The organism is Salinivibrio sp. MA427 (assembly GCF_001996115.1).
Taxonomy (GTDB): domain Bacteria; phylum Pseudomonadota; class Gammaproteobacteria; order Enterobacterales; family Vibrionaceae; genus Salinivibrio; species Salinivibrio costicola.
In genome coordinates this window covers 1-15,470 of record NZ_MUFH01000030.1, presented here as the reverse complement: position 1 = coordinate 15,470, position 15,470 = coordinate 1, and the positions used below count along the sequence as shown (strand labels likewise).

The following is a 15,470-nucleotide window of genomic DNA, read 5'->3' as shown; positions in this document are numbered from 1 at the left end:
AACCATGCGTTTAGGGGCGTTAGCGGCAATCACGTCAAATTGACGCTGTTTAGCTAGCTCGATCAACGGGCGATAGCTGCCATTGTAGTTGTCCCATGCATTGGCTCGACGCTTAAGCGTGTCTTCGCCAATGTCGCCGGCAAGGTATTGATTCACCACTGGCTGGGCATCACGGCTGAATTGCTCCATGGAAAGCGCGACAGAATGACGTGAGGCAAGTTGGTTGAGCAACTCGGTTTGAAAACGGTGCACCCCAGGATGGCTGTGCCATTCACCGATCAGAACAATATCCGCTTTTTCGACGTTGTCAGCCACTTGAGTCAAGCTAAGTGACTGCCCTTGGGCGGTGGTCACTTGATAATCAAATAAGGTATTGATAGACGCCGATGTCGGTTGCGATGCCGCTGCGACACTGACGGGGCTTAGTACTAAGCTGGCCGCCAATAGCCACTGAGTGGCACGCAGTGGCAAAAAGCGCAGTTGCAAAAAGCGGTCAATCACGCCCTTTTTTGTCCATGGTGAGCTAGTGTGCATCACGCTTCTCCTTTGGCCGAGTCAATCTCTGTGTGATGACGATACACACGCAAGGTAAAGTCGGCTTCACAGTGAAAGCCGTTGGCATTGGCTAACGTTTCACGCCATTCATCGGAGGCGCGCCAGGCAAGCGGTGTCATCTGCAGCAGGGTGAGGGCTTGCTCGCCTGCTAATGTCATCGGGTAATGCAGTGAGCGCTCACTTTCAAGCTGGAAACCGGGCAGGGCCTCTGCTGGCGTTTCGTGTAACCGGACCTCATCATAGATACCCGCCTTAAGCTGAAATAGATGACGTGGACCTGGCGTGACGGTGACAACAACGCCACCGGGCTTGATAACACGATCAAGCTCGTCGCCATTGCAGGGCGCATAAATACGCACCACACCGTCAAGGCTGTTGTCGGCAAACGGCAAGCGTTGTGATGAGGCGACCGAAAACTGACATTGTGGATACCATTTCGCGGCATAGCGCACGGCGATTTTGGCGATATCCAGCCCATAAATAGACCACTGTTGTGCGGCTGTCTGATCAGCGATGGCATGGGTGTAATACCCTTCACCACAGCCCACATCCAAGATCGTCTGGTGCTCGCCATTCAGTGCCTGGGTGAGGGCATCAATCATCGCTTGGCGCATGGGTGCATAATGGCCAGCGTTTAAAAATGCGCGGCGGGCTTGAGTCATGGCTTTATTGTCGCCCGGATCTTTGGAGCGTTTAAATTGCACCGGTAATAGGTTGAGGTAGCCCTCTTTGGCGCGATCAAATTGATGATTGGCAGCGCAATAAGCACCACGTGGCTTGGCTTGCAGGGGCTGTTGGCATAGCGGGCATCGATAAATCATGGCAGAGTCTGTGTCTTGTCTTTGATGCGCTTAAGGGTACGGGCTTGTGTGACGTTCGACAAGTTTGCGCCGTGAGAAATCAAAAAGCCGCCCACAAGGACGGCTGCATTGTTACCTTTTCCGTTTCACTAGGCGGCGAGGATCTTTTCGATCTCGGTTAGGCTTAAGTGAAATTGACGCGGGCACTGACGCCAAACGTCGAGCATACGACGGTATTTGTCACGCATTGGCATTTGACTGTTAAAGCAGTGCTCTCCTTGATCGAACTGCGGATAGAGCCCTTCAGTATCGACTAAAAAGCGCACATAATGCACCAAAGCCCCTTCGGTTGCTGCGTCAAAGCCCCAGAACTGCACGCGACGTGGCGATAATGCCGCTTGGTTGGTATCGTCAAGGAGGTGATAAGAGGCCTGCATCGCATGGTGCATTTCCATGATATCAATCACTTCGCGGCATTGGGTTTCGCAGAGTGCTTCAAACTGGCTGATCACCTCGGCCATTTGCAACGCGTAGCCGCGCTCAATGATGGTTTGTAGGCGACGGTACTTTTCGCCATTAGAGGGATCGAGGTGGCACATTAACTGGTACTGGTTAGATAAAATTAAACGTTGTGCAGGGGTCATATCCATTGCGGTTGGCCTCTTAACTCTCGAAGTTACAATAGTCGTTCATCAAACGATGAGGGTATGGACAGAGATTAGCAGCTCTTTATCGCTGAAATCTTGATCTGAGCTATGTCCGTAGCACGTTTTTCACCCGCATAAGGGATTGGGTAAAAGATCGTTCATGAAGGGGACGTTATGTTTGAGTGGGCTGATGTCAGTGGTTGGCAATGGATRGGTTGGTTAGGCTGGGCAGGGGTATTATATGGAACCTATCCACGTGAGTTTTTTCCTAAACTGCGCCAGGAAGTGGGTTATCAGCATTTAGCGTTTTCATCGGCGGTGGTGCTGTTTGCGCTTTGGGCGTTGCAGGCGGGGATCAAAGAGGGGCTCGATATCCACTTTCTGGGCGTGACTACGTTAGCCTTATGCCATGGTTGGCGCATTGCCATTTGGATTACCACCGTGCCGTTGGCACTGATGGGGCTTTTTGGTTTTGTCCCCGTCGCTGATATGGGGATGACGGCGCTTACCACGGCGATGCTGCCTATTGTATTCAGTTATGCGATTTTTGCGCTGAGCTACCAGTATTTAACCCGCCACCTTTTTATCTATATTTTTATTGCGGCGTTTATCGGTGCGGCGCTGACCATTGTGTTCCAGTTATCGGTGACCTCGCTCTGGTATTGGGCTGCCGATCGTCACAGCTGGCATGAAATTGTGCATAACTACCTGCAAATTGCGCTATTGATGTGGTTCCCCGAAGCGCTGCTTAACGGCATGGCGGTGACGGTGATGGCGGTGTATCGCCCCCATTGGTTACGCACCTTTTATGACAGAGAGTATYTGTCGCCAGAGCGTTGATGGCACACCGCTTGGGTATTAATGGATTCTATCCATTAAATTTTCTTATTGAGACCAATAAAAACGTTCGCTGTATTTATCTCAAATAATGGCACATATTAGCGGCCCCGGCCGTCCGTGCCACTTATCTGAGAATTGAACGAACTGTCATGAATAATCTATCCTCTGCACAAAATGGCAGCGGCATGGCCCTGTCTGTGTTTCCATGGGTGCCATTAGTGAGCTTAACGGCATTTGCGGTCGCGAGTGGCTATTTGATGAGCTTGATTCCATTGGCGTTAATGCCGCTTGGGATGCCGGCTGAACTGGCCGCCTGGCTGGCGAGTGCCTTTTATGCAGGATTATTGTTTGGTGCTTTGTGGAGTGCACGTATCGTCGCGCGGATGGGGCATCGACAGGCATTAGTGCTGTTTATGAGTGTGCTGCTGCTGTCTATTGCCGCGATGGCAACGATCAAAGCGCAGGGGATATGGTTAGTGTCACGATTTGTGGCCGGTATTGCGGTCGCAGGGGTGTTTGTCGCGATTGAATCATGGTTATTGATCGCCGATTCAGAGCGTCAACGGGCTAAGCGTTTAGGCTTTTATATGGCCGCTTTATATGGTGGTAATGCCTTGGGTCAGCTGGGCGTCGGTTATGTCGGTGTGACAGGTGCTCAGCCGTATTGGTTGATCGGTAGTTTGGTCACGGCGGCGATTATCGTGCCCTTATTTATGCGCCATGGTGAGCCGTCGCAAGCGATGATGGGCCCTATTGAGCACACAGGCACCTTAAGAGCCATTCGTAAAGCTGCCTATATCGCCTGCATTGTGTCGGGGCTCACCTTAGGCGCGATCTATGGTCTATTACCCCTTTATCTTGCTGAACGTGTTGACGATCATCAACAGATTGGAGCAATGATGGCGTTAGTCATTGTTGGCGGCATGGGCGTTCAGCCGTTATTAGGTGCAATCTCGACCAGAGTGAATCGAGTCCTGTTGATGTTCTATTTCTGTGTGGTGGGATTGCTTGCCGTAGCCATCATTATACTTGCTAACAGCAACGGGTGGCTTGGCGTCGGGCTCGTGATGCTTGGTGGCGCCGTGTTTGCCATTTATCCCATTGCGATTGCTTATGCGTGTGCCTCGCTGGCGCCGGGGAAAATTGTCGCGGCTACTGAGGCGCTTCTACTCGCGTACAGTATTGGATCCGTCAGTGGTCCGGTATTGGCGCATCAAGCATTTTCTGGTGAGCAAGGGTTGATGATGTACTTGGCCAGTTGCTTGCTTAGTACGGCGGTATATATGTGGATCGCTTATCTGAGAGGGCGTCGGAAAATGCCTAACTTGAGTGCCGCCTGACAACGTTGGGGAGCTAACACGACACGCGGAAGCTAACACGACACGCCTCAGAACCGTTCTGAGGCGTGTTTTTAGTTTTGGTTAGGCGCTAACAAGTCCTTCTTTTGCATCGGCAGGGAGAATATCCATGGCGTTGCCGTATAACGGTGCCAAAGCTCGAACCACATCTGAGCGGCTGATGACGCCAACCAAGATGTTGTCTTTCATGACAGGATAAACGTGCGGTCTAGACAGTGTTTGTGTTTTCGCGCGCTCTAGTGCGGATTGGGTGGTAAAGCGCGTGGCAATGCCCGCATCACTGACCGGATACAGCACTTGGTTGTCAATGCTCATGTACTGCGCCAGTTCAATCACGGATTGGTCTGCCTCAACGGTCTGCACCTCCGTGCGCATTAAATCTTCGACTTTGGTGTCCATGTCGGGTTGGTAATCGTTCCACCATAAATCAACAAAGACATCTTGCACCGAGAAAAAGCCAACCAATTCATTTTGTTTATCGACGACAGGCGCACCTTGCAACTGATAGCGGTTGAGTTGCTCTAATGCATCGGCCACAAACTGGTGGCTTTGCAAGGCACAGTGGGCAGGCTTCATGTTTTTTTCAATGGTTAAGGTTTCTTGGGTCATAGTGGGTCTCTCAGAATAATTCGCAGACGGTAGCGTCAATGAAGAAATTTGCGCTGTTTTATTTTCTCTCTCAGGGTTAATAATCAGCCAGTAGCCCATGCCGACAAGGCCAGCGCCGCCGACAATATTGCCGAGCGTGACGGGGATTAAATTGGCACTGATAAACTGGATCAGGTTAAGGTCATTGAAGGCAGCCGGTGAACTCCCTACTGCTTGCCAAAAACTGTCGGGCGCGAAAGTAGCAATGCTCATCCCCAGTGGCACCATGAACATATTGGCGACACTGTGCTCAAAGCCGGTGCTGACAAACATGGCCACGGGAAGAATCACCATCACTGCTTTGGTCAGTGGATTTTGCGACGTGAAGGTCATCCAAATTGCCAGACAAACCAGCAAGTTACACAACACCCCTAACGCAAAGGCTTGTATCCAACTGTGATGTAGCTTGTGTTGGGCCACGTGTAATGCGTTTAATCCCCATTGCCCATCGTCAAGTTGGTATAGCCCTGCCACCATCACGATAAACACCAACAGTAGGGCACCGCACAAGTTGCCGAAATACACTCTTGCCCAGGTATAGAGCAGGCCGCGGGTGGAGATCTTGCCATTGGCACGCGCCAGCATAGACAACACTGTGCTGGTAAATAGCTCTGCACCGCCAAGCACCACCAATATTAAGCCCATGCTAAAGGCAAGCCCGCCCATCAACCGGGTCATTCCCCAGCCGGCGTTACTGCCCGTGGTTACCGTGAGGTAGAACACGAAAGCGAGTCCGATAAATAAGCCGGCCATCATGGCTAGCCCAATCGCCATCCGGGTCGATTTATGGGTTTTACTCTCTGCATAGGCTTCAGCGTTGGCAAGCAATGCAGCGGGGCCCTCCGTTTTAATTGGGGTAGGACTTACCATGCGTTGTCTCCTCTGTCGGCATTATTTGCCCGAGGGGAAAGACAGATCAACATACAGGTTGTACTCCTTTTTAGACGTAATGTGAATAAAACCAGCCTATTCTTCTCTCTATCAGGAGTAAAATTGATATTACTTAGGGTAAGAATCATAAAAATTGATAGGGTATTGCCATTAAAGCCAGACAGTAAGGAGCCTGGATGCGGTACTCATTGAAACAGTTGGCTGTGTTTGAAGCGATCGCCGCGACCGGCAGTGTAAGCCGAGCGGCCGACCAGTTAGCGTTGACGCAGTCGGCTACCAGTATGGCCCTGTCGCAGCTAGAAAAGTTGTTAGGGCGGCCATTATTCGAGCGGCAAGGCAAGCAAATGCAGCTCACCTACTGGGGAGCCTGGTTGCGACCCAAAGCACGCCAACTCTTGTTTGATGCGCAACAGATTGAGGCAGGGTTTGATGGACAGCACATTATCAGTGGCGATATTGCCTTAATTGCCAGTCAAACCGCAGCAGAACACCTTATTCCAGACCTTATCAGTATTATTGATAGTGATTTCCCCGAGCTGCGAATCGACTTTACCGTGAAAAACACCGAGAAAGTCATTGATAGTGTGCGCCGTTATCAGCACGACTTGGGGATCATTGAGGGGCGTTGCGATGATAGCCGCTTAAAGCAGCAGGTATGGTGCCATGACCACCTTGTGGTCGTGGCGGGCAAGCACCATCCTTATGCGCAGCGTGATCAGGTAAGCTTGGCGCAACTTGAACAAGCGCAGTGGGTATTGCGAGAGCCGGGTGCCGGGACACGACATAGTTTTGATAGTGCGATTCATGGCGTTATCGAAGATCTTGATGTGCGGCGAGAATATGAGCAGGTGCCTGTGTTGCGTACTTTGGTGGCTAACTCCAATTACCTAAGCTGCTTGCCCTATTTAGATGTTGAAAAGTGGATTGAACGCGAGGAGCTGGTGGCGCTGAACGTGCCGGAGCTCAATATGCGTCGGACACTGTCTTTTATCTGGCGAGCGGATGGCGCAGATAACCCTTTGCGTGACTGTATTATTCGTGAAGCCATTAGGATGACCAAAGCCCGCCGGCGCGAGATGTAAGTCGCGAGACAGAGGTATAACGACGTGAAAAAAGTATAAAGACGCGAAAAAAAGCCGGCCACAAGGTGACCGGCTGATGGGTGGTGCGCAGAGGTGCGTCGGATTAATACATGACGTTATGACCATAACTGGCAATAATGTTTTTGACGTTATCCATCATTTCTTTTGATGGCGTGCCCACGTCTTTTAACTCATATTCGTAACCCAGCGCTTCCCATTTATGTTCACCAAGCTGGTGATAGGGGAGTAATTCCACCTTTTCGATATTGTCCATGCCTTTAATAAACTGACCTAGGCGGTGCGCGGAATCATCGTCATCCGTATAGCCGGGCACCACGACGTAACGAATCCAGGTTTTTTGTCCAATTTTGTGCAAGTAGTTGGCAAAATCGAGCGTGCGGCGATTCGATACGCCTACTAAGTCTTCATGAACCTCATCATTGAGCTGTTTTAGATCCAGCATGACCAAATCGGTTGCATCAAGCACTTCATCAATCACGGGCGTGTGCTTACGGATATAGCCGTTGGTGTCTAAGCAGGTATGAATACCTTTGGCTTGCGCGGCCTGGAAAAAGTCTCGGACAAACTCTGGCTGTAACATAGCTTCGCCGCCCGATGCGGTGACCCCACCGCCTGATGCGGTGATGAAGTGGCGATAGGCCAATACATCTTTCATGATCTCATCGACAGTGACTTCTTTCCCGCCGTGAGTGTCCCAAGTATCGCGATTATGGCAATACTTACACCGCATCAAGCAGCCTTGCATAAAGACAATAAAACGTATCCCAGGGCCATCTACGGTCCCACAAGATTCAAAGGAATGGATGCGACCAATTGCCGACATAACTGTCTCCAGACTGCGAATTGCGATACTGTCATTTTATTACAAAAACCGGCCTCAACGTAAGGAAATTCCCCTCTTTTTCGCACTCTCTTTGTGAACGTTGCTGTGGTGTTACACCTCTGTCTTTGGGTTGATCACAGTTCCAGTTTTCTATGCCAGCACAATGAGAGCTAATCCAGATAATCTCCATGTTGTTTTTGTGTCTTCTGGCCTTTTTGTCCAAACTAACGTGCGACATGCAGAGTTACCCATATATGGCCTTTCAGGCTGCATGTGAGCTTAATAGAGCCGAGTATCAGGCTAGGATCAACAGCAAACGCTAGGGTATATAATGAAAAAAATCAGTGATCTGAGAGTGAAAAATAAGCTTGTTGCGCTCATGTTGATAGCCATTGCATTGCTGGTTGCGATCAGTATGTTCACTATCCAAAAAGAGCGTGATCAAGCTTATGCTGAGCGAACCGCTTCGCTAAGGGCCAATATAGAAGTGGCGCAAAGTGTGGTGAATTATTACCGCCAGCAGGCATCAAGAATCGGCGAAGAGGAAGCCAAAACGCAAGCGATCGCGCAACTGAACCAGCTTCGTTATGACGGCGATAACTATTTTTGGGTGCTCAAGCCTGATCTCACGATTGTTAACCACCCGATAAAGCCCAAGTTGAATGGCACCAGTGCGAACAGTTTGACCGATGGCGACGGCAAGCACCATTGGCGAGAAATGGTAACAGTGAGCAAAGGGTCACAAGGCGGTGTGTTGGATTATACTTGGCGCTCACCGGAAGGTGAGATGAAGCCCAAAATCTCTTATGTGAAACGCGTAAATGGTTGGAACTGGATTATTGGCTCGGGCACTCATGTGAGCGATATTGAAGCGCAGTTTATCCAGTCAGCGTGGCAAATTGGCGGATTAACGCTTATCGCGGGGGTGATCCTGTTAGTTTGTGGTGCGTTTGTCAGTCGCGACATCGTTGTGCCGTTAGATGAATTGGTCGAAAAGTTTGATCGGATTGCGGGTGGGGACTTACGCATTGAGTGCGGCTATACCCGTCATGATGAAATCGGTAAATTGGCGCGGCGTATGGATACAGCCATGGGGAGTGTTCGTGAAGCCATGCGTGTTGCCCATGATGAGGCGAAGCAGTCTTCTACCATGGCGTCGTCGATTGCATCAGCGAGTGAGCAGAGTGCACAAAGTATTCAATCTCAGCGCGCGCAACTCGAGCAACTGGCAACGGCGATGAACGAAATGACAGCAACTGTCGCTGATGTCGCGGATCACGCAGAACAAACTGCGCAAGCCACGAATGATATTTCCTCGATGGCGGAAGATAGCAATCATAAATTGGATAGCACGGTAGCCAGTATCCGTGAAGTTGCCGAACGTATCGCTGGGGCAGATAAATTGGTCAATCAGGTCAAGCAAGGCGTGATGGAGATCAGTGATGTCGCGACGGTTATTCAAGGGATCTCTGAGCAGACCAATCTATTGGCCCTAAACGCGGCGATTGAGGCGGCACGTGCCGGTGAGCAAGGTCGTGGCTTTGCGGTGGTGGCCGATGAAGTACGCTCGCTGGCGCAAGGTACGCAAAAATCAACCACGCAAATCCAAGGCACGATAGAAGCGCTGACCAATAACGCGATTGAAGCGGCAGAGGCGATGAAATCAAGCCATACGTCCAGTGAAGCGAGTGTAGAAACCGCGCTTGAAACTCAGCAGCAGCTTAAAGATATGGTGAGTGCGCTACATGGCTCTAACGATCGCGTGGTACAGATTGCGGCGGCGGCCGAAGAGCAGGGGACGGTGTCTGAAGAAATGAACCAAAACGTCAGCAACATTCATAACTCAGCGAACGAAGTCAGTGGGGCGGCTTCTCACCTGGCAGAGCAAAGCCAGCTGTTGGCAGATTCTGCACGAGAGTTGGATAGACAACTGGATCATTTTGAAGTGTAACCCAAATAAAAACCGCCAGCATTTGCCGGCGGTTTTTTTATTAGCGTATCGCGTACGCTTTATCGCTACATCTTACAGTGAAGACGTGAAGGTACGTGTAATGACGTCTTGTTGCTGCTCTTTAGTCAGCGAGTTAAAACGTACCGCGTAACCAGAAACACGGATAGTCAGCTGAGGATAGTTCTCAGGGTTTTCCATCGCGTCTAGTAGCATTTCACGGTTCATCACGTTCACGTTCAGGTGCTGGCCGCCTTCTTGACCGCTTTCATGGTGGAAGTAACCATCCATTAAGCCCGCCAAGTTCGCGCGTTGGGTGTTTTCGTCTTTACCCAAAGCATTTGGCACAATAGAGAAGGTATAAGAAATACCGTCTTTAGCGTGAGCAAATGGCAGTTTACCGACAGAGGTCAGTGACGCAACCGCACCTTTCTCATCACGGCCGTGCATTGGGTTCGCACCTGGACCAAATGGCATACCCGCTTTACGACCATCTGGCGTATTACCGGTTTTCTTACCGTATACCACGTTTGAGGTGATCGTTAGGATAGACTGAGTCGGAACCGCATCACGGTAAGTTCTCAGTGAGCGGATTTTGTTCATGAAGCGTTCAACCAGGTCACAGGCAATCGCATCAACACGCTCATCGTTGTTACCAAACGCTGGGTATTCACCTTCGATATCAAAGTCGATAGCAATACCGTCTTCGTCACGAACTGGCTTCACTTTTGCGTACTTGATTGCGGCCAATGAGTCAGCAGCAACCGATAGACCCGCAATACCACAGGCCATGGTGCGATAAACATCACGATCGTGGAAAGCCATCAATGCCGCTTCATAGCTGTACTTGTCATGCATGAAGTGGATGCTGTTCAGCGCAGTCACGTACTGTTTCGCTAACCAATCCATCAGGTGATCCATGCGGTCCATGACTTTGTCATAGTCTAGCACTTCGTCAGTCATCGCTGGATGCTCTGGTGCAACTTGGATTTTCAGCTTCTCGTCAATACCACCGTTGATGGTATAAAGGAGCGTTTTAGCCAAGTTGGCACGGGCGCCAAAGAACTGCATTTGCTTACCAACGATCATCGGTGATACGCAACAAGCGATCGCGTAGTCGTCAGATTCAAAGTCAGTGCGCATCAGATCGTCGTTCTCGTACTGGATAGACGAGGTATCGATAGACACTTTGGCACAGAACTTTTTGAAGCCTTCAGGCAGTTGCTCAGACCAAAGCACTGTGATGTTTGGCTCTGGGCTTGGGCCCATGGTGTACAGGCTGTTAAGGAAACGGAAGCTGGTACGAGAAACCAGAGTACGTCCGTCTAGGCCCATACCGGCAACAGATTCGGTGGCCCAAATTGGGTCGCCAGAGAAGAGATCATCATACTCAGGCGTACGCAGGAAGCGTACCATACGCAGTTTCATGACGAAGTGGTCAATCAGCTCTTGCGCTTGTTCTTCTGTGAGTTTACCGGCTTCAACATCACGCTGTAGGTAGATATCAAGGAAGGTAGACGTACGACCGAGCGACATTGCCGCGCCGTTTTGTGTTTTAACCGCACCCAGGTAACCGAAATAGGTCCACTGAATCGCTTCTTTTGCGTTTTCTGCTGGGCGAGAAATATCACAGCCGTAAGAAGCTGCCATTTTTTTCAATTGGCCCAACGCGCGGTGTTGCTCTGCAATTTCTTCACGCAGTTGCATGGTCATTTGCAGATCTTCGCCGCTTTCAAATTTCTCTTGTAGAGAATCGAATTGCGCTTTTTTGTCCGCCATCAGGAAGTCGATGCCGTATAAAGCAACGCGACGGTAGTCACCGATGATACGGCCACGGCCATAAGCATCAGGTAGACCTGTCAAAATGCCTGACTTACGACACTTGAGGATGTCAGGGGTGTAAATATCGAAAACCCCTTGGTTGTGAGTCTTACGATGTTCGGTGAAGGTTTTCTTTACTTGTGGATCCAGTTCGCGGCCGTATGCGTCACACGAACTTTGAACCATACGAATACCGCCATTAGGCAGCATAGCGCGTTTTAGCGGTGCGTCGGTCTGTAGACCAACAATCTGCTCCAGATCTTTCTCAATGTAGCCGGCATCATGAGAGGTCAGGGTAGAAACCACAGACGTATCAAAATCAACCGGGGCATGCGTCGCGTTTTCTTGCTTGATGCCTTCCATCACGCGCGCCCACAGTTGGCGAGTCGCGTCAGTTGGCTCAGAAACTAGGAATGATTCGTCACCCTCATAAGGGGTATAGTTTTTTTGGATGAAGTCGCGAACGTCAACGGCTTTGCTCCAGTTACCTTCAACAAATCCTTCCCATGCATTGGAATTGTGCTCAGACATGTTGCACCTACCTGTTCTCTTTTCAAAAAGACATGTGTTGGGACCAAGGCCAGTCATAGTGTTGTGTCAGTATGGCTGACGCTGTGACCCATCGATTTATCCGGATGCCCCGCCCGAAAGCGGGGCCGTGTTATTACAATAAAGGTGGAATGCCGGGAATCATTCCGACTGCCAACATAGCAGCCACACAAATGATCACTGTGGCGGTTGGAATCACCAGACGATCGATGGTCGATAGCGTACCAGGACGCTCTTTATCACCGATAAGACCGTTGTTGTCCAAGAGCATAGTGACTGCCCAACCAAAGACTGGGTTAACAGCCATGGAGGCGAAAATACAAATACCGGCTGATTGGCTAGACTTCGCGTCTTTAACCATTTGCATCCCTGCTTCAAGAAGCGGCAGGAACACTCCTGATAATAGTGCAATGGTCATCACCGGTGGCCAGGTTGCTACATCCATTGGATAACCAATCAAGGCAACCGCAATACATAACAGACCGAGGACAATGGCCCCGCCAGGAATCGGGCGACGAGCAATCGCTGCAGGAATCATATAAGTGCCCCATGAGGATGTGATATTACCCCCACCGACTGATGCCCCAACGATTTGGCGGATAGAACACCCTGTCATGGTGTCATCCACGTCCATCAATACCTTTTCGGCCTTTTTCGGGTAATTAAGTTCCTGGAAAATACGGTGACCAAGAAAGTCTGGCGACCACATCGCTACCGCGAGCAGAGCAAATGGTAGTGACGCAAGAAAGTGCGATAGGGTTGGTAAGCCCATTTGCCAACCTTGCTCGGTTGATCCCCACCAGTAAATCGGGTTTAGGTTTGGCACACCCGGTTGTGTCACAAACTCTAGTGATGAGCCGGCACCTAATGCGGTAGCAATCAATCCACCGGTAACGGCACAGACAGGAATCGCTAACCAGCGTTTACCAATGCGAGCCAAAAAGGCATAAATCACAATGGATACGGCCAGAATGACAATGGATATATAGCCCATATCAATGGCAGCACCCCAGGCTAGCAGGCTCTCAATTTGACCTTTTGCCCCGCCAAAGCCCAAGAAAATCAGCAAGCCACCCGCTACCCCTTGGCTGGTTAGGTTCACTAATTTAGACCCGCCTTTGACATAACTGAGTATCAAGCCAAAGGCACCGATTAGGATCCCCAAGGCGAGAGGATGTGCGCCGGCGAGCGCGATGGTCCCGACAAGCGGGATCATTGGCCCATGGTTACCGGCCAGGTTAGCGCGTGGATTGATAAATCCGCATAAAAGGACACAAAAAAGGAGTGCGGGGATAAGCATTTCAACCCGCGCGACCTCAACAGCAAACGCTTTACCTAAAGTCACATGATCCCACGCGGCGGTTAGCCCCTCAGCCCATGACATCATCACTGCAGAATACATAGCGATAATGCCGATGGTACCGGCCAGCGCGGGAACAAGATCCTCAATTTCAAAACGGAAGTCACGGCCAGGCAGGTTCAAGCCCCAACGGCGCGGACGCATAATTTGTAGTTCGTGATTCAGGTAGTCAGCCCGGGAGGCAAATGAAGAAGCCGGCTTGTGCTTCTTTTGGTATTCGCTCTTTTCTTCGTGACTCACACTGCGGTCTTGAGCATGTGTTGCCATAATTTCCTCGTCGTACAGAAAGCAAACGCTTTCGAAACAGTGGCTTAGCCAGTCTTTGTGTGTTGTTAACGCTGGCCTTATGGCCGTGTTCTGTTTCGTTATCAGCATGCTAACAACAGGGTGGGCGTAGAATGTTGACTTAGATCATTACCGTGTAATTTTTTTACGTGCTACGCCCACTTATGCCAAGGTTTTTACCGCTGTATTGGCCTTCTTTTGCCATCAAATCAGTCGTTGTGTAATTTAATTACTAATCGAGGCGCCAAATATGTGCTACAAAACAGCAAGATAAAGTCGTTACGTGTAAAGCGGGCGTGGTGACATCTTGAATCTGTGTCAATAAATAAAGACAGTCACTGCGCGCTCGCTGTAGTGAATAAAAAAGATAGGTTATAGTCGATATATTGTCCTCTAAAAATGGGTCCTTATGGTGCGCCGATTGTTCCGCCTTGTTGTGTGTCATCCAACGCCGATGTGTGTCTTCCGTGGCCTGATTTTGAGCCTGGTATTGTCCAGTCCATTAATGGCGGCACCGGCCGTGGATATAGGCACGGTGAGCGCTGCGATACAAAACGGCGACTATCAGCAAGCCGTGTCGCAGGCTGAAGAAGCCTTGGCACACTCGGAAGAGCAGGCGTTTACAGCGTCTGAGCGTGCTGAGCTGCACCGCTTGCGGGCCATTGCCTACTTGTACCTTGATCAGCGCGCTGAAGCGTATCGCGCATATCGTCAGGCACTGACACTTAACGGACTGAGTAAGGAGAGTGAAGCGGACGCCTTGACGGCGGTGATTAGTTTGGCGTTTCGTGTTGAGCAGTATGAGGAAGTCCTCAACTATGCTCGCCAACTCCGCGAGAAGCATACACTGCAGCCAACCTCTGCCCGTTTCGCGATGCAAGCCGCTTATGCGCTATCGCGTTTCGATGTGGCGATTGAGTATGCGCGCCAGCTGCAAAAACTCGGTGCGGAGGATGCCTTTATTCTACAAACCAAAGGACTCAGTGAGATGGCGCTATCACGCTTTGAGGCGGCGGCAGCGACATTCGATAAGCTGGTCAATCAGCCCGATGTGGCTGCTCGTTGGTTAGAGCAGGCCGCACGCGCCCACGCCAAAGCTGGCTCACACCAAACGGCACGCCAATATTTAGCGCGTGCCAATGCCGACATTTCCGTTTACCGCACTATCTCGGCCGCGCTGTTAGAACAAGAGGCCGCGCAACAGGCGTTGCGGTATTGGCAGCAGGGTTTACAACAGTTAACCCGACTGCCGACCAGAAATGAACAGCYTTTTTTGGTTCAGTGTCTKATAAAAACAGACCAGCGTGTGGCAGCGCTAAACCGGATCAGTGAAGTGAACCTGAGCGCGCCAGATAAGCAAACCCTCAAACTTCAGGTGATGCTTGCGTATCAGCTCAATCACTGGCAGGAAGTGATTGATACCGCGCAAGTGGCGCTCTCTTATGGCCTTAAAGACGATCGTATGCTGTGGCAGTGGTTATCCATCAGTGCGATTAAAGCCGGTGACTATGCACTGGCAGACTACGCACTAGAGCAGTGGGAGGCGCGTGATCCTTCAGGCCTTGCCGAGCGCTGGCGTGACACCTTAGAGCTGCTTAAAGCCAAGCGAGCAAAACGTCGCGATGCGCGACTTTCTTGACGACGTCCTGTCTATATTAATTGCTCGTTTGCCTTTTTTAGTAGGCTAACCAAAATAGCGTTCACAGTTTTGTTACTGCCTGCCCTCTGGCTGAAATGAAATAAATTGCAGTTTATTATCAGCCAACACCACTTTTTATCAGTTTCGAGCCTAAAAACAGCCAGCTTTCTGCGAGTTAACTTCTATACTTATTGCGATTAATA

12 protein-coding genes are annotated in these 15,470 nt (G+C 50.5%); 5 read left to right on the top strand and 7 right to left on the bottom strand.

Annotated elements, in window-relative coordinates:
- From BZG79_RS04300 to BZG79_RS04290, 3 genes are all read right to left on the bottom strand, one after another.
- Positions 1 to 534: ChaN family lipoprotein (locus tag BZG79_RS04300; protein WP_199877537.1), on the bottom strand; the 534-nt coding region annotated here is incomplete at its 3' end.
- Positions 534 to 1,376: a 23S rRNA (guanine(745)-N(1))-methyltransferase gene (rlmA, locus tag BZG79_RS04295; protein ID WP_077773803.1), complete on the bottom strand. Its 843-nt coding sequence runs from the start codon at positions 1,374 to 1,376 to the stop codon at positions 534 to 536. The genes rlmA and BZG79_RS04300, both read right to left, overlap by 1 nt.
- Positions 1,377 to 1,504: 128 nt before the next feature.
- Positions 1,505 to 2,005: a YfbU family protein gene (locus tag BZG79_RS04290; protein WP_021023992.1), complete on the bottom strand. Its 501-nt coding sequence runs from the start codon at positions 2,003 to 2,005 to the stop codon at positions 1,505 to 1,507.
- 171 nt (positions 2,006 to 2,176) lie between these two features.
- Between BZG79_RS04290 and BZG79_RS04285 the strand changes: the two genes are divergently transcribed.
- Together BZG79_RS04285 and BZG79_RS04280 are read left to right on the top strand one after the other, a co-directional pair.
- Positions 2,177 to 2,842, top strand: coding sequence for an energy-coupling factor ABC transporter permease (locus BZG79_RS04285; protein WP_077773802.1), 666 nt, complete (start codon positions 2,177 to 2,179; stop codon positions 2,840 to 2,842).
- Positions 2,843 to 2,991: 149 nt separating this feature from the next.
- Complete coding sequence (locus tag BZG79_RS04280; protein ID WP_242414123.1) at positions 2,992 to 4,182, top strand: MFS transporter; 1,191 nt, start codon at positions 2,992 to 2,994, stop codon at positions 4,180 to 4,182.
- 81 nt (positions 4,183 to 4,263) lie between these two features.
- Here the strand turns inward: BZG79_RS04280 and focA are convergent, their stop codons facing one another.
- Complete coding sequence (gene focA / locus BZG79_RS04275; protein WP_077661502.1) at positions 4,264 to 5,718, bottom strand: formate transporter FocA; 1,455 nt, start codon at positions 5,716 to 5,718, stop codon at positions 4,264 to 4,266.
- A gap of 197 nt (positions 5,719 to 5,915) precedes the next feature.
- On the opposite strand from focA, the gene BZG79_RS04270 reads away from it, so the two are divergent.
- Positions 5,916 to 6,821, top strand: coding sequence for a LysR substrate-binding domain-containing protein (locus BZG79_RS04270; protein WP_077460102.1), 906 nt, complete (start codon positions 5,916 to 5,918; stop codon positions 6,819 to 6,821).
- Between the two features lie 103 nt (positions 6,822 to 6,924).
- Here the strand turns inward: BZG79_RS04270 and pflA are convergent, their stop codons facing one another.
- Entirely contained in the window at positions 6,925 to 7,665 is a 741-nt protein-coding gene (pflA, locus tag BZG79_RS04265) for a pyruvate formate lyase 1-activating protein (protein WP_021023997.1), read from the bottom strand.
- A 331-nt stretch (positions 7,666 to 7,996) separates the two neighbouring features.
- Between pflA and BZG79_RS04260 the strand changes: the two genes are divergently transcribed.
- Entirely contained in the window at positions 7,997 to 9,616 is a 1,620-nt protein-coding gene (locus tag BZG79_RS04260; protein WP_077460103.1) for a methyl-accepting chemotaxis protein, read from the top strand.
- Positions 9,617 to 9,688: 72 nt separating this feature from the next.
- On the opposite strand, the gene pflB is transcribed toward BZG79_RS04260, so the two are convergent.
- Positions 9,689 to 11,965 carry a formate C-acetyltransferase gene (gene pflB, locus BZG79_RS04255; protein WP_077460104.1) on the bottom strand — a complete coding sequence of 759 codons (2,277 nt, stop codon included), beginning with the start codon at positions 11,963 to 11,965 and terminating at the stop codon, positions 9,689 to 9,691.
- Between the two features lie 133 nt (positions 11,966 to 12,098).
- Positions 12,099 to 13,610, bottom strand: a complete 1,512-nt coding sequence (locus tag BZG79_RS04250; RefSeq protein WP_077773801.1) for a DUF3360 family protein — start codon at positions 13,608 to 13,610, stop codon at positions 12,099 to 12,101.
- 427 nt (positions 13,611 to 14,037) lie between these two features.
- Between BZG79_RS04250 and BZG79_RS04245 the strand changes: the two genes are divergently transcribed.
- A complete protein-coding gene (locus BZG79_RS04245; RefSeq protein ID WP_077773800.1) occupies positions 14,038 to 15,267 on the top strand; it encodes a hypothetical protein in 1,230 nt (409 codons plus the stop codon).
- Positions 15,268 to 15,470: the final 203 nt, after the last annotated feature.

Excerpts from the sequence above, each read along its gene's own strand:
- rlmA (WP_077773803.1), bottom strand. The coding sequence starts at position 1,376 with ATGATTTATCGATGCCCGCTATGCCAACAGCCCCTGCAAGCCAAGCCA.
- BZG79_RS04290 (WP_021023992.1), bottom strand. The coding sequence starts at position 2,005 with ATGGATATGACCCCTGCACAACGTTTAATTTTATCTAACCAGTACCAG.
- BZG79_RS04280 (WP_242414123.1), top strand. The coding sequence starts at position 2,992 with ATGAATAATCTATCCTCTGCACAAAATGGCAGCGGCATGGCCCTGTCT.
- focA (WP_077661502.1), bottom strand. The coding sequence starts at position 5,718 with ATGGTAAGTCCTACCCCAATTAAAACGGAGGGCCCCGCTGCATTGCTT.
- BZG79_RS04270 (WP_077460102.1), top strand. The coding sequence starts at position 5,916 with ATGCGGTACTCATTGAAACAGTTGGCTGTGTTTGAAGCGATCGCCGCG.
- pflA (WP_021023997.1), bottom strand. The coding sequence starts at position 7,665 with ATGTCGGCAATTGGTCGCATCCATTCCTTTGAATCTTGTGGGACCGTA.
- BZG79_RS04260 (WP_077460103.1), top strand. The coding sequence starts at position 7,997 with ATGAAAAAAATCAGTGATCTGAGAGTGAAAAATAAGCTTGTTGCGCTC.
- pflB (WP_077460104.1), bottom strand. The coding sequence starts at position 11,965 with ATGTCTGAGCACAATTCCAATGCATGGGAAGGATTTGTTGAAGGTAAC.
- BZG79_RS04250 (WP_077773801.1), bottom strand. The coding sequence starts at position 13,610 with ATGGCAACACATGCTCAAGACCGCAGTGTGAGTCACGAAGAAAAGAGC.